Raw genomic sequence first — 22,912 nt, 5'->3', positions numbered from 1 at the left:
ATCTAGTCACTATCTTTTTGAAATTCCTCTAGAAGCTTTTTTTGATGCTTACTGAGTTTTTTTGGAATATTCACTACAATTCGAACATACTGATCTCCCTTACCTCTAGAATTGATGTGTGTAACTCCTTTTCCCTTAAGTTTGATTATAGTATTTGGTTGACTACCAGAATCAACTTTAATTTTTTCTGTTCCATCTAAAGTTGGAACAACAATCTCACATCCTAATGCAGCATCAATCATTGAGACATCCTGATCATAAAAAATATCTTTTCCATCTCTTTTGAATTTTAAATGAGGTTGAACTCTAACTCGTACTATCAAATCACCATTAGAGCCTCCTGGAACCTCATTTCCTTCGTCTGGAACTGTATAATCTCCTGAATCAATTCCAGGTGGAATTTCAAAAGTAATTTTTTTGTTGCCTTTTTTCTTTCCTTGGCCTCTACATTCATTGCATGGGGTTTCAATAATAGAACCTTGACCATTACATGTTGAACATGGCGCGGCAGTTACAAAAGAAGCAAACCCCATATTGCGAGTTTGCCTTACTTGTCCTTGACCATTACATGTTGAACATGTTTTCTTGTTAGTTCCAGGTTTACATCCAGTTCCATTACAATTATCACATCTAATTTGCTTTTCTAAATCAATTTCCATTTTTTTTCCATGAAGAACGTCTTCTAATGTTACTGAAGTTTCATAGAGAATGTCAGAACCTCTTTGTTGGCTAAAACTAAATCCTCCGCCACCGCGACCAAAGATTGATTCAAAAATTGAATCAAATCCGCCCCCACTACGACCAAATATATCACTAAAATCTCCACGAGCACCTTGAAAAATATCTTCACTTGAATATCTTCCATCTACACCTGCATGACCATGTTGATCATAGAGTTGTTTCTTTTCGGGGTCAGAAAGGACAGCATATGCTTCAGAAATTTCTTTGAAATGCTCTCCAGCATCAGAAGATTTGTTACGGTCAGGATGGAATTTTAGAGCTAGTTTTCTGTATTGCTTTTTTATTTCATCTGTAGAAGATGTTTTAGAAACTCCTAAAACCTCGTAATAATCACGTTTTGCTGTCATGAATCATACCTTTACAATTATTACCGTATAAATGATTGAATTTGAAAATTAGTTAGTTTTTGTTTCATCAGTTGTAGATGATTCATTTGTTTGATTTTCAGTACTTTGTTGTCCTTCAGCACCTGCACTTTGTTGTCCTTCAGCACCTGCACTTTGTTGTCCTTCAGCACCTGCACTTTGTTGTCCTTCAGCACCTGCACTTTGTTGTCCTTCAGCACCTGCACTTTGTTGTCCTTCAGCACCTGCACTTTGTTGTCCTTCAGCACCTGCACTTTGTTGTCCTTCAGCACCTGCACTTTGTTGTCCTTCAGCACCTGGAGGAGGTGAAGCATTTTTGTAAAGTTCTGTAGTTACTTCATTAACTAAAGATTGTAATGCTTCAAGTTTAGGCTTTAATTCATTTGGTTCTCGATCTAAAACTTCTTTGACTTCCTTTACAGCATCAGTAATTTTAATTCCCTGTTCTTGAGAGATTTTATCCTTTAGATCATGATTAACCAATTTTTCTGTAGTGTAAATGTAACTTTCTGCCTCATTTTTAAGATCAATTTTTTCTTTTTTCTTTTTATCTTCATCAGAGAATTTTTCTGCATCTTCTTTTAATTTTTCAATTTCTTCTTTAGATAACTTTGATGTAGATTCAATGGTAATTTTTGCTTCTTTCTGTGTTCCAAGATCCTTTGCAGTTACATTGATAATTCCATTTGCGTCAATATCAAATTTTACTTCAATTTGAGGAATTCCTCTTGGAGCAGGAGGTAAATCAGTTAGATTAAAGCTTCCTAATGAAACATTGTCAGTTGCCATTGGACGTTCACCTTGAACAACATGAATTGTTACAGCAGTTTGATTATCAGCTGCAGTAGTGAAAACTTTACTCTTAGAAGTTGGGATTGTTGTATTTCTTTCAATTAATGGTTCTCTTACACCACCCAAAGTTTCAATTCCTAAGGTTAGCGGAGTAACATCAAGTAAGACTATATCACTAGTAACATCTCCGGCAATAATTCCTGCCTGAATTGCTGCTCCCATTGCTACAGCTTCCATTGGATCAACACCTGATTCAGTTTCTTTACCGATAATTTCACTTACAAATTTTTTAACTAATGGAATTCTTGTTGGTCCACCCACCATGACAATTTTATTTATATCAGAGTTGGAAAGTTTTGCATCTTCAAGTGCTTTCAATATGGAGGATCTACATCGTTCAACGATTGGTCCAATTAACTCATCTAATTTAGCTCTAGTTAATCTTAATTCAAGATTTTTTGCACCTGCTGAAGGATCATGCGCAATAAATGGTAAATTAATATCGGTTTCCATAACAGTTGATAACTCAATTTTTGCTTTTTCAGAAGCTTCCCTTATTCTCGTCATTGCAGTTGTATCTTGTGAAAGATCAACACCTTCTTTCTTTTTGAATTCATCAACAATATAATCAATCAGAACTTTATCCATATCTGTTCCACCTAACTGAGTATCCCCTGATGTACTCATTACTTCAAAGACACCTCCGCCCATTTCCATAATTGTGACATCTAATGTACCGCCACCAAAATCAAAGACGAGAATTTTCATGTCTTCTTTTGCTTTATCTAATCCAAATGCCAGAGATGCCGCAGTCGGCTCATTGATAATTCTGACTACATCAAGTCCAGCGATTGTTCCAGCATCTTTAGTTGCTTGACGTTGATTATCATCAAAGTATGCAGGGACTGTGATAACTGCTTTCTCCACTGGTTCACCAATAAATGCCTCAGCATCTTTTTTGATTTTTTGGAGAATAAACGATGAAATTTGTTGAGGTTTGTATTCTTTGTCTAAAATTTTAAAAGTATGATCTGTTCCCATTTTCCTTTTGGCAGCAACAATAGTACTATCAGGATTTGTTACTGCTTGCCTTCTTGCAGGTTCACCAACTAAGAGTTCACCATCTTTAGAAAATGCCACAACTGATGGAAATGCTTTACCTCCAACAGTGGAACCTTCAGCAGCTGGAATAATGGTTGGTTTTCCGCCCATTACTACTGCAGCAGCAGAGTTACTTGTTCCTAAATCGATTCCAATTATTTTAGCCATTTTTTTATCATCCTTTTTTTGAAATTTCTACTAGTGTAGGCCTTATAACCCTCTCATGAGAAATATATCCTTTCCTGATCTCTTTTGTAATTGTGTTATCATCTAAATCAGGATCAGTAATAATAGAAATGGCTTCATGAAAGTTTGGATTAAAGATCTCTCCCAGAGCTTCGATTGGAAATACGTGATATTTTTTTAATAGTGAATCCATGTTTTTTAAAATAGATTCTAATCCGTCAGAATTTATTTTATTATCAGACAACACTTCTTTTGCACGAATAAAATCATCATATATTTTTAGAAAATCTAACATGAATTCATCTATTTTTGTATTAACACCTTTTTCTATATCTGATTGTGTTTTTTTATTTTGATTTTGAAAGTCTGCCAATATGTGTTTTAATTTTGCTTCATATTCAGACACTTTATCTTTTTCTTTATCTAATAATTTTGTTAGTTCTTCAACAGTTATTGAGTAAGTTGATTCTTCTGGTAAATCTTCAAAATCTGTTTGTTTTTCAGATACTATGTTAATTGGTATTTCATCAGAATTATTTTCACTTGACAATTCAAACGAAATAATCTTTTAGCTAATTTATACTATTATTGAATTGTTTCGCATAAAGGATTAGCTTTGACGATGATTAATTCAGAACTTTGTTTGGTTTTTTCAATAATATCAAAATCGTTTTTAGAACATGCTACAACAATTGTGGTTTTATCACTATGAAATAAATCAAAATTTGGATCTTCATAAGCTTCAACATCACCAATATAATCACGTAGTCTAGAAGTCAAATTTTGAAGCATTTCAATTTTATCTCCGCGCATTGCATGTTGATCAAGAGTCCAAGACAATGCAATTTTTGTTCTGCTTGCTTTGAGATCATTTTTCTTTAAAGTTGCCCGAATTTCATCAATTAATCGTTTGATATAGCCATCAATTCCTTTTACACTTCCATTAATTAGATACATGAGGGAATTTGCACCTTCAAACGAGGAACCCAAAGATTTTAGATCAAATAGGCCACTGACCATATTATCTAGAAATATCTCCTGAAAATCATCTGAAGAAAGATCATTTTTTGTTACATCATCTTGGGCATATTTACAAACTTCTAAAACACTACACAAGCTAGAAAATCTAGAAAGGACATTAATGGCATGAAAATGTTCTGATGATGAAATAGCAACAAACTTTTTCTCTTTTTTGCCCATAGTAAGTAAATCATGTAGTACAGGATCTTTCTTTCCATTAAAAGAACCGATAATTTTTGGTTGTTGGTTTAGATCTTCTAATGGATAATAAAAATATGAAATATGTTTCCCAGCTTCAAGACCTGTCACATGTTCAAGTAATGAAATATTTTCATTATTTCCACCAAAGCCTGTTGGAAGTGTAAAAACAACAGAGCTGTTTTTCTTTAATGAAGTGACTGCATCCTTGAATTTGGAATGGATTTCAGTTTTGATATCTTGTCCTGTTTTTCTAATTCTTGGTGTAAAGAAAAGATATTGAGCTTTAGAAATGGCTACATCAATTGGTTCCATAGCCAAAAGAGGCTCATCTTCTTTTAGTGAAGATACGTTAGGATAAGTTTTAGCTATTTCTGCTTTTAGGGAAATTGCTGATGGTGTGGATTCGTCTATTATGTAAACATCTGCACCTTTAATTGCCATTTGTGATGCAATAGCATATCCCTCTGTACTAAGACCATAAACAACAACTTTTGCTCCCCCCATCACACTTACAGCTAGTAATAGACTAAGAAAAACTTATTGAACTAACTAGAATTATGGAAATTACTTGAAAATATGGATAGATATTCTTACTCCAAAACAATTATTGTTTTCTGAACAAATAATTGAAAAATTAGGAAAAAAGCATGATATTTTGTGTACTTCAAGAGAGTACAATGAAGTTTCAAAATTGGCAAAAATGCGTAATTTTGACCTTGTTTTTGTTGGAAAACATGGTGGTGGGGATAAGAAAACTAAGCTTAAAGCCAGTATTAGCAGAATGGAGAAACTTTCAAAACAAATTGAGAGATTTTCACCAGATATAGCAATTAGTTATTGTTCCCCTGAAGCAGCAAGAATTTCGTTTGGTTTAGGAATAAAACATGTAGCATTTTGCGATTCACCACATGCTGATGCAGTTATGCGATTAACATTGCCATTAATTCAAAAATTATTGATTCCTAATGTAATCCCAAAAAATGAATTTTCTAAATATGGAATTGAAAAAAAGAACATTATATCATACAAAGCCATAGATGCATTTGTTACTTTAAACAGAAAAATTAATCAAGAAGCAAAATTACCATTTGAGAAAAATAATAAAAAAAATATTTTGATTAGAATAGAAGAAGAACAAGCATCATATGTACCAAAATCATCTAAAATAATTCCAATCATCAAAAAAATTATAATTGAACACTATCAAGAAAATATAATTATTTTAGGAAGATATACAAAACAAGTTCAAAATATTGAAAAAATAATTGGTAATAAAGCTAAAATTTTAAAAATGACATATGATGGAAAACATTTGTTAAACAATACAGATATTTTTATAGGATCTGGAGGTACCATGACGGCTGAATCAGCATTAATGGGAATTCCAACTATATCATATCATGGTGTTCCAAATATTATTGATGATTTCTTGGTAAGAAAACATTTAGTGAAAAGAGAAACAAATCCAAAGAAAATTTCTAATCATATCAAGAAAGTTTTTAATTCATCAAATAATCTAAATCAAAAAAGAGCAAAAAAGATTGTTGGAAAAATGGAAAATCCTATACAAAAACTAATGAAAATTATTAACGAATAGTTTCAGATTATTTTGAATCAGAACCAGTTAAAAAGTTCATTAAGGGAATGAGAGTGCTCGATTTAGCAGCCCGGTAGTGTAGCGGTCAAGCATAGAGGCCTTTGAAGCCTTTGACCCCAGTTCGAGTCTGGGCCGGGCTACCTTATTTTAAAAAGAAGAATTTGTAACATGAATATAATATAGGTAGTTTTTCAGAAATTAGGTATAATGACAGATATCGTATTAGGTATGGGGGAAGTTGGAGAAACCTTGTTTAATTTACTTGTTGAAAGAAATTTTGATTGTGTAGGAATTGATCTTAATGAATCAAAATGTAAAAATTATTCCAAAAATATGGTAATTGAAAATCCAGAATATCTTCATGTTTGCCTTCCAGGAGAACTAAAAGAATTTGATGATATCACAATAAATTGGATTCGAGATTTTAAAGGTTTGAAGGGAGTTTTGATTCATTCCACAGTAAAACCTGGGACAACAGAAAAAATTCAAAAAAGATCAACAGTACCAGTTTTGTTTTCACCAGTTCGTGGTGTACATAGAAGATTTTTAGAAGATATCAAAAAATATACAAAATTTATTTCATCTGATGACAAACAAATAGATCCAGAAATAAAATCCGATTTAGAAAAAAGATTTAAAAAAATAGATTGGATGTCTACAACTAAAACTGCAGAACTTGCAAAAATATTAGTTGATACAACATATTATGGATGGCTAATCAATTATGCTCAAATAACAAAAATGATTTGTGATAAGGAAGGTGTTGATTTTGATGAGATGTGGAAATTTGCAGATGAAATACATAAAAATTTAGACAACAGACCAAAAATGTATCCAGGAGTTATTGGAGGGCATTGTCTTGATGGTAATGAAATTCTCTTCATTAAAACTCAAATTGGAATGAGGCCGATCACAATTAGCGAATATGTGGAAAAGGGTTATCAAAACGATGTGCTTTCATATGATCCAATTAAGAAAAAATCAATCTTTGACAAGGTCATAACAAAATGGAAAAGACAGTTCTCAGGAAAAATGATATCACTCACTACAAGAACAAATCGCTCCATTACAACTACTGATGAACATGTCATGATTGTATCTGATTCTCTATCTGAAAAACTCGCAAAAGACATCAAGGTAGATGATAACATTCCCTTTGTTGCAGATCTTCCAAATATGGATACTAAGCAGTCTTTTAATTTTGAATCAACCAATTGGAGATTTAGGCATAATATGCCAGAATCAATCTCAATTACTCCCGAATTTTGCAGATTGCTTGGCTATTATGTATCCGAAGGCTCTGTAAGTAACTATGGTAAAGGATATTCCACAAGATTTTCGTTTAACAAAAATGAGATAAAATACATCTCTGATGTGTGTAAAATTTTAGAACATCTAGAATTAAACTATTACATAACCACACAAAAAAACGTAACACATGTTGGAGTAAAGTCAACTCCATTTTCACTGTTTGTAGCTGATACATTAGGATGTGGTAGAGAGTCTAATTCCAAATGTCTTCCAGAGTTTATCTTTTTTGTATCAAGAGAGATGAAAGAACAATTTGTAAGTGGATATTTTAGAGGAGATGGTTCATTTATGCCTTCATTAGGTTTGGTACAGGCTGGAACTGTATCTAAGATTCTAGTAGCTGGATTGGATTTGTTGCTATTGTCTATGGGTTATGTAATGACATTGACTAGTGGAACTCATTCACCAAGCGTTATAGAAGGACGAACTATCAGTGGCAAAATGTTGTACACATTAGTATCAAAGAAGGAAGTTCAATACAACAAGCTTGCTTCAATATCTGGCTTTACAAAATCTCAGATACATAGACAACATAACAAAAATCTATGGCATATGATAAATGAAAATCTTTACATGATCAAAACAACTAAAACTGTCCATGAGGAAAAAGATCAGGATGTATATTCAATAGATACAGAAAATCATCTTTTTGTTTCAACAGGAGGAAGACTAATTCACAATTGTGTAATACCGAATTTGAGTTTAGTTGATTATGAAAATTTAGATATTATCAAAAAAGTTAATGAATTATATGAAAAGTCTAAAAATTAATTATATTTTCTAGAAATCTAATTTTGTAAGAAGTTTTGAAGCAACAACAAATAGTATTGATGCAATACCAACAAGCACTATCATTTCAATAACCACAAATTCAGTGACACTTCCAAAAATTCCTGCTCTAATTACATCTACAAGATAAGTAAGTGGATTAAGATAAAATGCAGATCTCAGGGGTTCAGGTGCACCTGCAGCTGGATAAAATGCAGTACTAACAAAAGCAAAAAACAGAAAAACAGTGTTAATTACTACATTAAATCCCTCACTTGAGCGTAATCTAGTAGAAATTATTGATGCTAATGAACCAAATAATACAGAGCCGGTAATAGCACCAAAAACAATTATTGGAATAGTGATTAATGAAAATTCTACAGATTCAAAAAATACGGGATAACCAACTAGGGCTATCAAAGTTGCACTTACTAACCCAACAATTCCTATAGTGCAGATATTACTAAGGATGTAATGACTTCTAGTAAATGGCCCAGACATAATTTGTTCAAACATTCCATGCCTTCTATCATTCCAGATAATGATACCAGAAACAAGAGTACTATTCATGATGTTAAATCCAATCATACCTGATGCTAAAAATGCGGGATAATCAAGATCTTTTGCACCAAATGGAACTTGGTTAATTAATGGAGCATATGCAAATCCTGCAACAAAAATGTAGATCAAAGGAAAAATAACCTGCCAAATTAAAAATCCAGGATTGAGAGAAATCGTAAGATTTCTATTTACAAGTCTAAGTATTGGATGCATTGTCTCTCATCATTTTTAAAAATATTTCTTCAAGATTTGTAGGTACAGCTGAAAGATCTTCAATTTCAATTGCATTATCATTAAGTATTTTCAATACTTTTAACAGTACTAATTCAGATTGTTCTGAATGAATTATGATATTAGTTCCATTCTCATAATCAATTTGAAAATCCGAAATTCCAGAAAGAAGAGATGAGATTCTAGTTTGTTTTTCTAATAAATGAATTTTTATAGTTTTTTCTTTTCCAAATTTGTTCTTTAGAGAATCAGGGGAATCAACCGTGAGAATTTTACCCCTGTCGATTATAGCTATTTCATCACAGAGATATTCAGCTTCAGTAAGAATGTGAGTTGTGTAAAAAATTGTTAATCCTGTTTTTACTTTATTTTTTAAATAATCTAACAGTTTTCTTCTAGCACTTGGATCTAAACCAACAGTTGGCTCATCTAAAAATAACAATTCCATATCATGCATAAATTCACGAGCTACCTGGACTCTTCTTCGTTGTCCGATTGAAAGATCTTCATTTCTTTTCTTTCGAATTTCTACAAGATCAAAATCTATCAAAAGTTGCTCCATTCTTTTTTTCCGCTCAGTTTTTGGAACATTCCACATCAGCCCATATTTATCAAGAGATTTTTCAACTGACAAAGTAGGCTCATAACTTGGTTGTTGTAAAACAACGCCTATTTTATGACGAACTTTAAGAGGATTTGCTACAGCATCAACGCCTAAAATTGAAAGAGTTCCACTTGAAGGAGGAATTAGAGTTGTAAGAAGTTTGATTGTAGTGGATTTTCCTGCCCCATTAGGACCCAAAAATCCAAAGACCTGTCCTGATTTTACTGATAATACAAGATCATTTACAGCACGAATTGAACCATATGATTTAGACAGATGTTTAACATCAATGCAGGACATAACAAAACTGCGATCTTCTTATTAATTTAGTTAATGAGACAAATTAAGATGATTGCTATAAAAATTGAATTATTTAAGATAAATCATGAAGAAACATGGTAAAAGCAAGTTTTTTAAAATTTCAATATTAGAAAAAGATGTTAAAAGCGATCATTTTTCTAAAGTAAAAAATTTAGAACCTAATGAAATTTTTATTAATACATCAAGTTTACAAAAAATGAATTGTCAGAATTAGAAAATTTAATGAGTAAATTGCTTGAGCAAAAACCTGAACTGTCAAAAGAAGATGTAGAAGAGCAAATTAAGCTTAAAAAAGAAAAAATTGGTGCAGGATATTTGACAGATCAAGGAGCGTTATTTTTGATTGCATCTGATTACGGGGTTACTTTATCTGAGCCACTAAAAGTAGAAATGGGTTTAAAGGATCTGTACGCAGGAGCAAAAGAAATTTCATTAGAAACAAGAGTTTTGAATCTTTCACCAGCAAAACAATTTTCAAGAAAAGACGGTTCACCATTTTATCTTAGAACAATGACAGTATACGATGAAAATTCCACTGCCAGTGTAAAATTATGGGATGAAAAAGCAAATTTACCAGGTCTAGAAAATCTGAAACCAGGAGATTTAATTAAAATCATTAAAGCTTATGTTAAATCGGATCTTGATGGCTCACCAACAATAAACATTGGTTCTGGTTCAAATATTGAAACTGTAGATAGTGAAAGTGAAATTCCAACTATCGATACCATTACAAAAGATATTAGCGAATTACAAGAAGGACAAAAAGATCTTGTAATTTCAGGCATGATTGATGGGATAATCAGCGGAATGGAATTTACAAATTCTCGAGGCCAGCCTGGAAAAGCGCTTAGAATGAGACTAAAAGGAAAAGATGGAAATGCGATTAGAGTAGTTCTTTGGGGAAAAGATGAATCATCTATTCCCAACATGATCTCACAAGCTGCAAAAGTAAGATTGCTAGGGGTCAAAGTTAAATCAGGAAATCAAGGATTAGAAATTCATGGAAATGATGCAACAATTATTGAAATTGAAGGAGGAAAAGAAGCAGAGCCAGTAATTGCGAGAATTCTTTCTATATCACCGACAGAGAATGGGAAGAGTATGATTTTAGCAGTTGACAATAAGAGAAACTTGTACAATATTAGTGATTTTTCAAATTCAACTAGTATCTGTGAAGAAGGCGATGTAATAGAGTGTATGCCATCAAAAGTATACGGAAATTCAATTACACTTGATGATAATTCATTTGTAAGAAAATTAGACAATGATGAATCAATTCCATCATTATCTCAGATTAGAACAAAAATAAATGATATCAAAATAGATGAAAATTATTGTATTGAAGCAATTATCTTAAAAGTTCCTGAAAGACGTGAAGTTCAAACAAAATCGGGAGAATCAATATCACTTTCAGAAATGTTTGTAGAAGATGATACAGGTCAAATTTGGGTTAAAGGATGGAGAAATCAAGCAAGACTAATTGATAAATGTGAATTAGGAGAAATTGTTTCAATAACGGGATTAAACGCAAAGGCTGGACTAGAAGGTAGAATTGAATTGTTTTTAACTGCATTTTCTAAAATTACTAAGAAAAATTAAGAATCCCAAAAACCTCTTGTTACAACATATTGTCTTTCTGCCTCATAGATTTGTTTGAAGAGATGTTCCTCATCAACCATATTTCGTAAAATTCTTGCTGCAGTATCAGCACCAACGCCATATCCAGACATTACAGTAATAGCAATTTTCCCAAAATTTTCCACCAAAGATGAGACTTTCCAGGCACGATCAAACTTGTGTTTTTCATCAGATGATAGTTTTTTTCCTTCATGTTTCTTTCGGATAATTTTTGGAAGATCATAATCAGAATGGTAAGTTGCGGTGATTTGTCTTCCCTTACAATAAGGACAGATTAGGATATTTTTAACTTCATGAGTTTCAACTAATCGTTCCCATTTGCCACATCTAGCACAAATTAGACGATGCTTTGTTTTCTGAAGTCGAGCTTTTACAAGATCAAGAATTCCTTTGTCAAGATTTGCAGGAGACGAGTAATATTTTGTCGTATGATCTAAAATAGGTTCTGCTAATTTTGAAAATTGGTCAACTTCTAACCATTTAATATGGATTTCATCTTCACGGATTTTTTTTAAAATATTATCAGAATTTTTAAGATCATATTTGTCATGAAATAATTCACGAAGCGCTTCACGTACAAGTGCAGTTTTGGAGTATCGTTCATACAAAAACCTAGCTGATTTTCTTTCATAAATTGCACCACGTCCAACTATTCCAAATTTTTTAGCAACACACCATGTTCGCCAATTGACATTATGAGTTCCTGTTAAAGATGCACTAATAATTGAATGCAGATCATAGTCATCTTTTAGAACTTCGATGAAAAGTTTTTCTGAAATACGTGATCTAGAAGATAAAACAATTCTATAACCATCTGAACGTGAATCAACTATTGAACCCAACAATGAAGAAAGAAATGAAGAAAGTAATACAGATAAAGTGGAATTAATTCTAGTTCCAAAACATGAATGAATTACAATAGAACCTTGAGATCTATTTGATTCAATAACTACATTATTTTCGTCAGGTATTACATCAAAATTTAATTTTTCAATTAGTTTATTCTTTAAAACAAGTGAACCATTCTTAACTTTACTACGAAATTGTCCTACCTTTCTTGCAGTTTTATAGTCAATAGGAATACTTTCACCTTCCCAGTATGGAACAGTTATTCCACTTCCTCTAAATGGCTCAACATTAACAGTGAAAGATTTTTCATCAATATTTAAAATTCTCCATTGTGAACCTTTTAACACAAAAATATTTCCAGAATCTCCAAAATCGCCAACAAATCTTTGATCTAATGACCCAATAATTTTTTTACCTACACTATCAAAAACTTTGAATTTTAAAATATCTGGAATTGTAGAAAGATTCTCAAAATAATATTTGAATGAACGCCCTTTCTTCCAAAAAGTCATTTTTGTTCGATCAAAAAATATCAGATAATTGGAATCTAGCAAATCTAACACATCTATAAGATCTTTGACTTGTAAATTCCTAAATGGATACGCTTTTGTAACCAAATCAAAAGCTTGTTCGACTGAAATTTCACCGCTTTGCATTGCAAATCCAACCAAATGATGAGCCAAAACATCCAGAGATCCATTATGAATTTTTTGTTCTTCAATTGAACCTTCTTGAATACGATCAAGTATAGCTTGTGCTTCAAATTCATCATCAGAATTATTAGTTATGATTAATCCACGAGCTGATGCATCGCGATTGTGTCTACTTCTTCCAATTCTTTGTACAAATTTTGAGACTTGTCTTGGTGAACCATAATGAATCACTAATTCAATAGAACCAATATCTAATCCTAATTCCAACGAAGAGGTACATACAACAATACCACGCTTTCCTTCACGTAAAGTTGATTCAGTTTCTTCTCTGACTTCTTTAGAAAGTGAACCATGATGTAATTCAATAGGAATAGAAGATTTATCTTTTAAAATTGAGGCCAGAAATTCTGCTTCTCCTCTTGTATTAGTAAATAGAAGCACAGGAGAATCTAATTTTAATTCTAAAACATATTCAGTAATTTTTTCGGCAACATCAGAAATTGTCCCTTCCACATATTTTATTTCTACATCATATTTTCTCACTGATGTATCCCTAATTATCTCACATTTCCTTTTAGTACCAACAACAAATTTTCCTGCTTCTTCAAAATTTCCAACTGTAGCAGATAATCCTATTTTTGTGAGAGGATATTTTGAATTAAATTCTAATCTTTCAATACTTAATGAGAGTTGAGCACCTCTTTCACTAGAAAGTAATTCATGGACTTCATCAATTATTATCCATTCTAAATCATATAACGCATCAAGCATTTTGATTTGTGTCAAAAGTATAACAAGAGTTTCAGGAGTTGTGATTAGAATATCTGGTGGATTTTCATTGATTTTTTTCCTGTCTTTTTGTGTTGTATCTCCATGTCGAATTTCAATAGATAATTCATTTTCTTGGGCGTATTTTGTGATTCTTCTAAATACATCACGATTTAATGCACGTAAGGGAGTAATGTAGAGAGCTTTGATTTTTCCTTGTTTTTTAGATTTTTTCAAAATTGAAAAAATAGGAATTACAGAACACTCTGTTTTTCCTGAACCGGTTGGGGCAATGACTAAACAATCTTTTTTTTGTAAAATCAATGGTGAAGCTTGTTTCTGAATTTCAGTTAGTTTAGAAAATCCAAATTTTTTAAATAAAGATTCAAGAATTTGATTCGTCTGCTGTGTTTCTTTGTGATCTCGCATAAACAATAACACCTATCAATCCAAGTGCAAATAGTACAACAGTAATTATTGGAATTGAATCAAAAATTCCTGCCATTGATAAAACATTATGATTGACCGTTAAATATCTTCAGAATTATGAAACAGACCCATTTTATTGATTGTGTATGAAAAAGATTGTTTATCAAGTGCCCAATAGATTTGGCCTTGAAATTTTGATGAGTTTTTAGAAAGATGGACTTTGATATGTGTAAAAGGATCAACTGCACTTTTCATATTTTCTACTTCTCTATCTTCAAGAATTCTAATCATATTAGTAATTACAATTGGAATTTTATTAGTAATTGCAAATTTTGATAGTTGATTCATATATTTCATAAATAAAGAATTTTTTTCAAATATAGATTCATCATTTTTGTATTCATAAGAAAATAAATCAGTAATATTATCAATTACAATTAAAGAAAAATGATTTTTTTCAAAATTATTAATTGATTTGATTTGTTCTGAAGTATTTCTAATTCTATATACAGTAATTTTTTCAAGAAAATTAAATTCTATTCCAGATTGTTTTTGAATTTCTAAAATTCTTTCAGGTCTAAATCCACCAGTTGTATCCAAATACAAAACATTTCCACCATTTTTAATTGAATTTATACATAATTGTAAGAGAAGTTGAGTTTTTCCAGTCCCATTTCCACCAAAAATATCAATAATCAAGCCATTGGGAATTCCTCCAGACAAGAATTCATCTAATTTTTGTAAACCAGTAGAGATCATTTGTATAATTATTAGAAAAAGAAGAAAAAATTTAAGGAATTTCAATTTTCACAAAGGAGGTAAGGCTTTTATTCTAGAGAAAAAAGTTTGAAAACAAGTGAACAATTAGTGTCCCAATCAAATAGTGCAAAAAGACCTCTAACAACTCTTCAGAAAAGTACAAAGAAGAAAGTTACAGTAAGACTGAAAAACGAAGTAGAGTATAAAGGAAAAATGGACAATGTTGATTCATACATGAATTTGATTATGACTGATGCTGAAGAGCTTCATGATGGTAAAACAATTGCAAACTATGGAAGAGTAATCGTAAGAGGCAATAATGTATTATTTATCAAACTAGAAAATGAACTCTAGTTAATAGGGCGATTTTATGACTAACAGTTTTCTATTTACATCTGAATCAGTAACAGAGGGGCATCCAGATAAAATATGTGATAATATTTCAGATTCATTCTTAGATGAATTTCTAAAACAAGATCCAGATTCAAGAGTAGCAGTTGAAACAATGGTAACCACAGATTTTGTAGCAGTTGCAGGAGAGGTAACATCTAAAGCAAATTTTGATAAAAAAGCTCAAGAAGAATTAGTTAGAAAAACAATTAGAGATATTGGATATGACAATAAAGATTTGATGTTTGATACAGAAACTTGTGAAATAACATTACGTCTTCATTCTCAAAGCCCAGATATTAGTCAAGGTGTCACAGCAACTGAAGAAAAAGAACAAGGTGCTGGAGATCAGGGATTAATGTTTGGCTATGCAACAAATGAAACTGCAGAGCTTATGCCAATGCCAATTTTACTTTCACAAAAACTTGCACAGAAATTAGCTGAGGTTAGAAAAAATCATGTTCTGCCTTGGGCAAGACCTGATGGAAAAACCCAAGTTTCCATCAGATATGAAAACAACAGACCAACAAAAATTGAAACTGTTGTAATTTCAACACAGCATGCCCCAGAAATATCTCAGGAAGAAATTTCCAAGGAAATAATAGATAAAGTAATCAAACCGGTTTTAGGAAATCTTTGGAATAATGAAATTAAAATTCACATCAACCCAACTGGAAAATTTGTAATTGGTGGTCCACATGGTGATGCAGGTTTAACTGGAAGAAAAATTATTGTTGATACTTATGGAGGATTTGGAAGACATGGAGGAGGGGCTTTTTCAGGAAAGGATCCTTCCAAAGTTGATAGATCAGCATGTTACATGTGTAGATACATTGCCAAGAATCTTGTTGCAGCAGAACTAGCAGATAGATGTGAAGTACAACTTGCATACGCAATAGGAGTTGCAGAACCAGTATCACTTTATGTTAATACATTTGGAACAAACAAAATTCCAGAAAATGAGATCGAAGAATTGGTTCGAAAGAATTTTGATATGAGGCCAGCAGGTATTATTTCTCAATTAGATTTGAAAAGACCAATTTACAAAAAAACTGCATCATATGGTCATTTTGGAAGAAATGAGCCTGAATTTACTTGGGAAAAAACAGACAAGGCTGAAACATTAAAGCAATCTGCCAGACTCTAATAATTTCACTACAGATTCAAATTTCATACCAGTGAATTTTTTTAGTTTGTTATGGTTACCTTTGAAATTACCAATTAGAATATTGAGATCATCAACGCCAAAATCAGATTTTGGATTAGTAATTGCATCATAGTAAGAATCTTCTAAATTAATTTTTTTAATTATGGTGTTAGTTCCCTTGGAAAACAATTTAACATATTCCTCAAAAGTAACATTATCAGAACCCACAAGATCAAAAATTTTATTCTTAAATTTTACTTCAGTAATTGATTTAAAAATAATTTTTACAACATCATTAACGTGAATTGGCTGAATCATATAATTTCCAGAGCCGGGAATTTTAATTAATCCATTCTTGATTTGTTTATGAAGATGTTTTGTAAGCAAGTCATCTTTTCCAACAATATATGATGGCCTGAAAATAGTATAATTAATTCCAGAATTAATTATTATTTTTTCTGAGTGGTATTTAGAAATAAAATACCCTAAAGAAGTTGTTGCTGAAACTCCTAAACCACTTAAATAAATAATTTTTTTGATTTTTGCTTTTTTACTTAAATTTACTATATGATTTGTGAATTGTGTATTTACTAGGCCATAATCAATATCAACAGACTGTTTCCCAATCCCAACAAGATGAATTAGGGCATAAGAGTCTTTAATTTTTTTGAGAAGATTTTTTTCATCATAATTTTTTGAAACAATTTTAGACTCATTTTTGAATTGTTTAAAGTTTTTTCGCGATATTGAAATTAACTCAATATTTTGTTCAGACAAATACTTTCTAAGATTTGTTGAAATAAATCCACTTGCACCAGTAACAACTATTTTTCTACATTTATTCACAATTATCTCAAGTAAGTTTTAATTTTAAATCTATTTAGAGAAAATTAAAAAAATATCAAATAAGAGTTAATACAGTAAAATAAATACAATAAATGTGGAAGAAGAAAAAAGAAAATTAAAGACTGGTTATACTACAGGAAGTTCTGCAACTGCAGCAGCAAAAGCCGCATTATTATCAATTTTGGATCAAGAAAAAATAGAAAATGTAGAGATTTTGTTGCCAAAACGATCTCTTATTAAAATTTCAGTATATTCTTGTGAATTTGGATCTGATAAAGCAAAGTGCTCTGTAATTAAAGATGGTGGAGATGATCCTGACGTAACACATGGTGCAGAAATAATTGTTGAATTATCATTTACAGATAAAATAAATCAAATCGAAATAGACGGAGGTGAAGGAGTTGGCGTTGTTACAAAACCTGGCTTAGGATTGGAGATAAACAAACCTGCAATTAATCCAGTTCCAAAAAAAATGATTATTGAAAATTTAAGAGAAGTAGGCAAAAAAATTCTTTTAGAAAAAGGAATTAAAGTTGTAATTTCTGTTCCTAAAGGAAGAGAATTAGGTCCAAAAACAGATAATCCAAGATTAGGGATTGTAAATGGAATTTCTATTTTAGGAACTAGTGGAATAGTAATTCCATTTTCTACGGCATCTTATGCAGCATCAATAAGACAAAATCTGGATGTAGCAATTGCAATGGGAAATGATACAGTAGTTCTTACAACTGGAGGAAGAAGTGAAGATTTTGCAAAAAAAATAGTTGATTTACCTGAACATTGTTTTGTGCAAATGGGAGATTTTTCAGGTTATACAATTCAACAATGTGCTAAAAAAAATATCAAAAAAGCATATGTTGTAGGATTTATTGGGAAACTTGCAAAAATGGCAGCAGGAGTTAAACAAACTCATGTTAAAGGTTCTAAAGTAGATATGAGTTTCTTAGCAGAATTAGCAAAAAAAGCAAATGCCAGAGAAAATGTAATTCAAAGTATTAAAAAAGCAAATACTGCAAGACATGTTTCTGAAATAATTTTGGAAAATAATGTAAAAGGATTTTTTGAATTAATTTGTAGTCAAACATACAAACATATGAGAAATCATTCAGATCAAAAAGTTCCAATTGATGTGATATTGTTTGATTTTGATGGAAATATTCTAGCCAGAGTATCAAAAGAGTAAGGTATTTTATTAAAATTGGAAAGTTTTGATTATGGATAAAACTTCAGTTCTTGCAATTACTAAAAACGGGGTAAAAATTGGAGAAAATCTCAAAAAAATATTTCCTGACTGGAGTATCTTTGCACCCTCAAAATTCTCAAATGAGGGAAATGAAATAGTTTGGTATTCTGAGCCCACATCAGAGAAAATTGTGGAACTTTTTAAAAATAGTAATGCGCTCATCTGCCTTTTTTCATTAGGTGCAGTAATTAGACTAATAGCGCCACATCTGAAGGATAAAAAAACAGATCCAGCTGTAATTGTAATTGATGATAAAACAAATTTTGTAATTAGTGTCTTATCAGGGCATATAGGAAGAGCAAATGAATTAACTCAAGAAATTGCAGAAAAATTGCAAGCTTTACCAGTTATTACAACTGCTGCAGATGTTAACAAAACCATAGCAGTAGATCTTGTTGGAAGAGAATTTGGTTGGAAAATTGAAGATGACACAAATGTAACAAAGATTAGTGCACATATGGTTAACGAGGAACCTATCGGAGTATTTCAAGAAGCAGGTAACAAAAGTTGGTACAAGGAATTACCAAAAAATGTTTTAATTTATAAAAATCCAGAGGATTTGAAACAATCAAACTCTAAAGCATATCTAATAATTTCTGATAGAATTATTGATAAAGAATTATCTAAAGAGTCCGTAGTTTATCGTCCTCCAAGTTTAGTGATTGGTATTGGATTGCATTGGGATACTACAAAGGAAACAATCAGAGAAGGAATTGAGAGTTGTTTAGATAAATTCAATCTTAGTTCAAAATCTATTGCAAAATTAGTGTCAATTAAAAAACCACAAGATGTACAAGGATTGATAGAAATTGGAGAAGAAATGAAAATTCCAGTTGAATACGTAAACAGGGAAGAATTAGCCGATATTTCTGCACCAAATCCTTCAGATACTGTAAAAGCATTTGAAGGAACTGCAAGTGTATCGGAAGCTGCTGCAATTAAGGTTTCTGGAGGAGAATTAATTGTAGAAAAGCAGAAATTCCCACCTAATTTGACTATAGCCATAGCGAGGATTCTGAATTGAAAAGAGGATTATTACTAATTGACAGAGGGAGTAGAGAAAGAGAGGCATCTGAAGAATTAGAAGTAATTTGTCAGGGTATCAAAGCAAAAGGAGACTATGTTTTTACTGATTTTTGTTTTCTAGAGGTTGAACCACCATATATCGAAGATGGAATTTCTAAATGTCTCAAAGAAGATATTGATTCATTAACTATAGTTCCTTACTTTTTGTATCCTGGTAAAAAAGTTAAAAATGCAGTAACAGATGTAATGAAGTTCCAAAAAGATACCAAAATAAAATTTGTCGTTACAAAGCCAATGAGCATGCATAAAACTTTAGTTAATGTGGTAGAAAATAGAATATCTACAACATTAAAAGAAAACAATGTAGAACTATCAAAAAATGATGTAGATGTCATGATAATTGGACATGGTAGTAAAGATCCTAATGCACAAATATCATTAAATTACATTGTAAATGAATTAAAAGATTCGTATAGAAATGTTAGTAGATGCTGGTTAGAAATAGAACAACCAGATATTTTTGAAGGAATAAAAAAATGTGAGAAAGATGATCCTAAAGTTTTGATAATAGTTTTTTATTTTCTTCATGAAGGAGCACATGTAAAAACAGATATCAACAATGATTTGATACCTGCATTAGAAAATTCCAATTTAGAAAAAACTTACATTACAAAACATTTAGGAACTGATCAAAAAATGATAGATTTGATATTGGAAAGAGCAAAGGAAGTAGAAAATGCAAACTAGGAAAGGCCAATCAATTGAAGATGCAAGTATGCAGATGATTGAGGATGAAATTGGGTCACATCCGTATAACGAAAAAGAATGGCCAATTGTCAGAAGAATAATTCATTCAACAGCAGATTTTGATTTTGCAGATAAAAATAGAATAATTTTTCATAAAGATGCAATTCAAAGTGGCATGAATGCTTTGAGAAATGGTTGTAGCATAATAGTGGATGTAAATGGAGTGATAGGTGGATTAAATAAACAAAATCCTAAAGATTTTGGAAATAAAATAATTTGTAATATCTCAAGTCCTGAAATTATGGAATTGGCAAAAAAAGAAGGAAAAACTCGCTCTCAGGTATCAATGAGGGCTGCAATAGCAGATATTGAAGGAGGAATTGTGGCAATTGGAAATGCACCTACTGCATTACTGGAAGTAATTCAGATGGTTAGAGAAGGCATTGTAAAGCCTGCGCTGATCATTGGAATTCCAGTAGGATTCATCTGTGCTGCCGAATCAAAAGAAGCATTATCAAATCTAGAGGAAGTACCATTTATTACAAATATTGGTAGAAAAGGTGGAAGTTCTTCAGCTTCTGCCGTAATAAATGCAATATTCAAGCTAATTAGGGCAGATCATCGTCTTGAATAGTTTAAGCAATTTTTAACAAAAATTTGGGCATAGTTTGAGCTATCAAAGTAGAGATGACCATATGATGCAAGAGTGTTGTATTCAATCATTCCATCTTGATGTTTCTTTATACCTTCACCAATTTCTAAATCATAAGCAAATTTAGAATCAGTGGAAACTGAATCTAATTGAGAGTAATGAAATTCATGACCTTGAAAATTATGTAGATTCTCTGAAATGATATTTTTGTGTGTAATCTTTCCTTTTGTATAGTTAAGTCTCATTTTCTTTGTCATTTGAGTTTCAGCATCAAAGAGACCAACCATTTTGTGTCTTTGATTGTCAGATATAATAGATTTTGTCAGGTACATTAACCCACCACATTCTGCATAAATTGGAAGATTGTTTTCAGATAATTTTTTAATTGTTTTTTTCATTATGTGATTTTTTTCTAATAAACTACCTAAAATTTCAGGAAAACCACCACCGATGTAGAGTCCATCACATTTTGGAAGTTTTTTATCTTTTACTGGACTGAAAAATTTGAGATTTGCTCCTTCACGTCGTAACGCTTCAAGGTTATCTTGATAATAAAAATTAAATGAAGTGTCAAGTGCTACTGCAATGGTAGTTTTTGCTATTTTATGTATTGGTTTTGATTTTTTTTTTAATGACATTGTATTTTTTGAAATTTTAATAATTTGTTTAATATCTACAGATTTTGAAATTATTTTTGAAATTTTCTCAATTTTAGTTTTTAGAGACGAGTGATCCAATGTTGAAATCAATCCAAGATGACGTGATTCCAAATTTAATTCGGGATTTTTTGGAATAATACCTACAATTGGAATGTTAGTTTTTTCTAATGCACTTTTACACAAAAGCTCATGCTTTTTGCTACCTATTTTATTTAGAATAATTCCTGCAATATAGGAATTTTTATGAAATTTCATGAATCCTAGTGCAGTAGCAGCAATAGAGCGTGCAGTCTTGCTTGCATCTAAAACCAAAAGAACTGGAGATTTTGTAATGGAGGCTACATGATGAGTACTTGCATAATCTGTATCCCCTCCAAATCCATCATAGTAACCCATAACCCCTTCTATAACAGATACGTCAGATTTTGAATTTGAAACAAAACTAGCCAACATTTGATTTTTACCCATCAACCAAACATCCAAGTTGTATGTCTCTTTTTTTGAAATACTTGAAAGATAGCTAGGGTCGATATAATCAGGGCCAACTTTAAAAGGTTGAACAGAATAGCCTTGTTTTTGTAAAGCATGAATTATAGAACATGTGATAGATGTTTTTCCAACTCCACTTGTTGCACCTGCTATAACAATTCTAGGAATTCTCAATTTGCATGACTAGAATCATTTTTTATTTAAATTGATATCTTTTGATGATTACTCAATGTTTTTAGTAAGATTACTTGAACATCATTTATGAAAGAAAATGGATTAACCATTGTTTATACAGGAAAAGGTAAAGGTAAAACTACTGCAGCATTAGGAATTGCATTAAGGGCAGTTGGATACGGAAAGAAGATTTGTATGATTCAATTCATCAAAGGTTCATGGCATTATGGCGAAATGGATTCATCAAAGAGACTTGAACCTGAATTTGAAATAGTTGCAGTTGGTAAAGGATTTGTTGGGATAATAGATGATAAAAGTCCAAAAGAAGATCACAAAGAGATTGCCAAAGAGGCAATTAGAATTAGCAATGAGAAAATCCAATCAGGCAATTATGACATTATAATTTTAGATGAGATTAATTATGCAGTAAATCTTGAATTAATATCTGTCAATGATGTTTTAAATTTAATCAAATCAAAACCGTTAGAAGTAGACTTGGTATTAACAGGGAATTATGCTAAAGATGAGGTGATTAAACTAGCTGATCTGGTTACAGAAATGAGAGAGATAAAACATCCATTTCAGAATGGTATTAAGGCTAAGAAAGGTATTGATTTCTAGCCAGCAACATTAATTTACGCATT

Annotated in this window: 20 protein-coding genes and 1 tRNA gene; 11 read left to right on the top strand and 10 right to left on the bottom strand. The window is 31.4% G+C overall.

What is annotated here, in order from left to right; all coding sequences use genetic code 11:
* Nucleotides 1-2: 2 nt before the first annotated feature.
* From dnaJ to C5F50_RS00475, 4 genes are read right to left on the bottom strand one after another with little or no spacing between them, the layout of a single operon-like run.
* The gene (gene dnaJ / locus C5F50_RS00490; RefSeq protein ID WP_179371787.1) at nt 3-1,088 is read right to left on the bottom strand and encodes a molecular chaperone DnaJ; all 1,086 of its coding nucleotides are present in this window, start codon (nt 1,086-1,088) and stop codon (nt 3-5) included.
* A gap of 48 nt (nt 1,089-1,136) precedes the next feature.
* Nucleotides 1,137-3,167, bottom strand: coding sequence for a molecular chaperone DnaK (dnaK, locus tag C5F50_RS00485; protein ID WP_179371786.1), 2,031 nt, complete (start codon nt 3,165-3,167; stop codon nt 1,137-1,139).
* Between the two features lie 7 nt (nt 3,168-3,174).
* Complete coding sequence (locus C5F50_RS00480) at nt 3,175-3,735, bottom strand: nucleotide exchange factor GrpE (protein ID WP_179371785.1); 561 nt, start codon at nt 3,733-3,735, stop codon at nt 3,175-3,177.
* 35 nt (nt 3,736-3,770) lie between these two features.
* Complete coding sequence (locus tag C5F50_RS00475) at nt 3,771-4,910, bottom strand: hypothetical protein (protein WP_179371784.1); 1,140 nt, start codon at nt 4,908-4,910, stop codon at nt 3,771-3,773.
* A 64-nt stretch (nt 4,911-4,974) separates the two neighbouring features.
* Here C5F50_RS00475 and C5F50_RS00470 point away from each other — a divergent pair, with 64 nt between their 5' ends.
* From C5F50_RS00470 to C5F50_RS13005, 3 genes are all read left to right on the top strand, one after another.
* Entirely contained in the window at nt 4,975-6,003 is a 1,029-nt protein-coding gene (locus tag C5F50_RS00470; RefSeq protein WP_179371783.1) for a DUF354 domain-containing protein, read from the top strand.
* 67 nt (nt 6,004-6,070) lie between these two features.
* A tRNA-Gln gene (locus C5F50_RS00465) sits at nt 6,071-6,143 on the top strand.
* Between the two features lie 67 nt (nt 6,144-6,210).
* Nucleotides 6,211-8,085: a hypothetical protein gene (locus C5F50_RS13005; RefSeq protein WP_179371782.1), complete on the top strand. Its 1,875-nt coding sequence runs from the start codon at nt 6,211-6,213 to the stop codon at nt 8,083-8,085.
* Nucleotides 8,086-8,094: 9 nt separating this feature from the next.
* On the opposite strand, the gene C5F50_RS00455 is transcribed toward C5F50_RS13005, so the two are convergent.
* Both C5F50_RS00455 and C5F50_RS00450 read right to left on the bottom strand, forming a co-directional pair.
* Complete coding sequence (locus C5F50_RS00455) at nt 8,095-8,856, bottom strand: ABC transporter permease (RefSeq protein ID WP_179371781.1); 762 nt, start codon at nt 8,854-8,856, stop codon at nt 8,095-8,097.
* On the bottom strand, nt 8,840-9,778 hold the full coding sequence (locus tag C5F50_RS00450; RefSeq protein ID WP_179371780.1) for an ABC transporter ATP-binding protein: 939 nt from the start codon (nt 9,776-9,778) through the stop codon (nt 8,840-8,842). The genes C5F50_RS00455 and C5F50_RS00450 overlap by 17 nt, the downstream gene beginning before the upstream one ends.
* A gap of 243 nt (nt 9,779-10,021) precedes the next feature.
* Here C5F50_RS00450 and C5F50_RS00445 point away from each other — a divergent pair, with 243 nt between their 5' ends.
* Nucleotides 10,022-11,398, top strand: a complete 1,377-nt coding sequence (locus C5F50_RS00445; protein WP_246282082.1) for a single-stranded DNA-binding protein — start codon at nt 10,022-10,024, stop codon at nt 11,396-11,398.
* Here C5F50_RS00445 and C5F50_RS00440 read toward each other — a convergent pair.
* A complete protein-coding gene (locus tag C5F50_RS00440; RefSeq protein WP_179371778.1) occupies nt 11,395-14,136 on the bottom strand; it encodes a DEAD/DEAH box helicase in 2,742 nt (913 codons plus the stop codon). The genes C5F50_RS00445 and C5F50_RS00440 overlap by 4 nt on opposite strands.
* 99 nt (nt 14,137-14,235) lie before the next feature.
* Nucleotides 14,236-14,895, bottom strand: coding sequence for an ATPase domain-containing protein (locus tag C5F50_RS00435; protein ID WP_179371777.1), 660 nt, complete (start codon nt 14,893-14,895; stop codon nt 14,236-14,238).
* A gap of 108 nt (nt 14,896-15,003) precedes the next feature.
* On the opposite strand from C5F50_RS00435, the gene C5F50_RS00430 reads away from it, so the two are divergent.
* A complete protein-coding gene (locus tag C5F50_RS00430) occupies nt 15,004-15,249 on the top strand; it encodes a U6 snRNA-associated Sm-like protein LSm6 (protein WP_014964213.1) in 246 nt (81 codons plus the stop codon).
* A 16-nt stretch (nt 15,250-15,265) separates the two neighbouring features.
* Nucleotides 15,266-16,432, top strand: a complete 1,167-nt coding sequence (gene metK, locus C5F50_RS00425) for a methionine adenosyltransferase (protein ID WP_179371776.1) — start codon at nt 15,266-15,268, stop codon at nt 16,430-16,432.
* Here metK and C5F50_RS00420 read toward each other — a convergent pair.
* Nucleotides 16,409-17,278 (bottom strand): SDR family oxidoreductase, encoded by an 870-nt coding sequence (locus C5F50_RS00420; RefSeq protein WP_179371775.1) that lies wholly within the window; start codon nt 17,276-17,278, stop codon nt 16,409-16,411. The two genes, metK and C5F50_RS00420, sit on opposite strands and share 24 nt — an antisense overlap.
* Before the next feature lie 79 nt (nt 17,279-17,357).
* On the opposite strand from C5F50_RS00420, the gene C5F50_RS00415 reads away from it, so the two are divergent.
* Genes C5F50_RS00415 through C5F50_RS00400 form a run of 4 tightly spaced genes read left to right on the top strand, consistent with a single transcriptional unit; the run spans nt 17,358 to nt 20,928 of the window.
* Entirely contained in the window at nt 17,358-18,461 is a 1,104-nt protein-coding gene (locus C5F50_RS00415) for a cobalt-precorrin-5B (C(1))-methyltransferase (RefSeq protein ID WP_179372848.1), read from the top strand.
* A gap of 31 nt (nt 18,462-18,492) precedes the next feature.
* Complete coding sequence (locus C5F50_RS00410) at nt 18,493-19,545, top strand: cobalt-precorrin 5A hydrolase (RefSeq protein WP_179371774.1); 1,053 nt, start codon at nt 18,493-18,495, stop codon at nt 19,543-19,545.
* A complete protein-coding gene (locus C5F50_RS00405) occupies nt 19,542-20,294 on the top strand; it encodes a sirohydrochlorin chelatase (RefSeq protein WP_179371773.1) in 753 nt (250 codons plus the stop codon). Before C5F50_RS00410 ends, C5F50_RS00405 begins: the two co-directional genes overlap by 4 nt.
* Nucleotides 20,284-20,928, top strand: a complete 645-nt coding sequence (locus C5F50_RS00400; RefSeq protein WP_179371772.1) for a precorrin-8X methylmutase — start codon at nt 20,284-20,286, stop codon at nt 20,926-20,928. The genes C5F50_RS00405 and C5F50_RS00400 overlap by 11 nt, the downstream gene beginning before the upstream one ends.
* Here the strand turns inward: C5F50_RS00400 and C5F50_RS00395 are convergent.
* Nucleotides 20,913-22,268 carry a cobyrinic acid a,c-diamide synthase CobB gene (locus C5F50_RS00395; protein WP_179371771.1) on the bottom strand — a complete coding sequence of 452 codons (1,356 nt, stop codon included), beginning with the start codon at nt 22,266-22,268 and terminating at the stop codon, nt 20,913-20,915. The two genes, C5F50_RS00400 and C5F50_RS00395, sit on opposite strands and share 16 nt — an antisense overlap.
* An 87-nt stretch (nt 22,269-22,355) precedes the next feature.
* Here C5F50_RS00395 and cobO point away from each other — a divergent pair, with 87 nt between their 5' ends.
* Nucleotides 22,356-22,889, top strand: coding sequence for a cob(I)yrinic acid a,c-diamide adenosyltransferase (gene cobO, locus C5F50_RS00390; protein ID WP_179371770.1), 534 nt, complete (start codon nt 22,356-22,358; stop codon nt 22,887-22,889).
* Nucleotides 22,890-22,912: the final 23 nt, after the last annotated feature.

Source organism: Nitrosopumilus ureiphilus (assembly GCF_013407185.1).
GTDB classification, from domain to species: Archaea; Thermoproteota; Nitrososphaeria; order Nitrososphaerales; family Nitrosopumilaceae; genus Nitrosopumilus; species Nitrosopumilus ureiphilus.
Note: the sequence above shows the minus strand (reverse complement) of the source record. Positions and strands in the feature narration are given on the sequence as shown.

Bases quoted from the DNA above. Each gene is read 5' to 3' on its own strand.
- dnaJ (WP_179371787.1), bottom strand. From the start codon at position 1,088: ATGACAGCAAAACGTGATTATTACGAGGTTTTAGGAGTTTCTAAAACA.
- dnaK (WP_179371786.1), bottom strand. From the start codon at position 3,167: ATGGCTAAAATAATTGGAATCGATTTAGGAACAAGTAACTCTGCTGCT.
- C5F50_RS00475 (WP_179371784.1), bottom strand. From the start codon at position 4,910: ATGGGGGGAGCAAAAGTTGTTGTTTATGGTCTTAGTACAGAGGGATAT.
- C5F50_RS13005 (WP_179371782.1), top strand. From the start codon at position 6,211: ATGACAGATATCGTATTAGGTATGGGGGAAGTTGGAGAAACCTTGTTT.
- C5F50_RS00455 (WP_179371781.1), bottom strand. From the start codon at position 8,856: ATGCATCCAATACTTAGACTTGTAAATAGAAATCTTACGATTTCTCTC.
- C5F50_RS00450 (WP_179371780.1), bottom strand. From the start codon at position 9,778: ATGTCCTGCATTGATGTTAAACATCTGTCTAAATCATATGGTTCAATT.
- C5F50_RS00445 (WP_246282082.1), top strand. From the start codon at position 10,022: ATGAGTAAATTGCTTGAGCAAAAACCTGAACTGTCAAAAGAAGATGTA.
- C5F50_RS00440 (WP_179371778.1), bottom strand. From the start codon at position 14,136: ATGCGAGATCACAAAGAAACACAGCAGACGAATCAAATTCTTGAATCT.
- C5F50_RS00435 (WP_179371777.1), bottom strand. From the start codon at position 14,895: ATGATCTCTACTGGTTTACAAAAATTAGATGAATTCTTGTCTGGAGGA.
- metK (WP_179371776.1), top strand. From the start codon at position 15,266: ATGACTAACAGTTTTCTATTTACATCTGAATCAGTAACAGAGGGGCAT.
- C5F50_RS00410 (WP_179371774.1), top strand. From the start codon at position 18,493: ATGGATAAAACTTCAGTTCTTGCAATTACTAAAAACGGGGTAAAAATT.
- C5F50_RS00400 (WP_179371772.1), top strand. From the start codon at position 20,284: ATGCAAACTAGGAAAGGCCAATCAATTGAAGATGCAAGTATGCAGATG.
- cobO (WP_179371770.1), top strand. From the start codon at position 22,356: ATGAAAGAAAATGGATTAACCATTGTTTATACAGGAAAAGGTAAAGGT.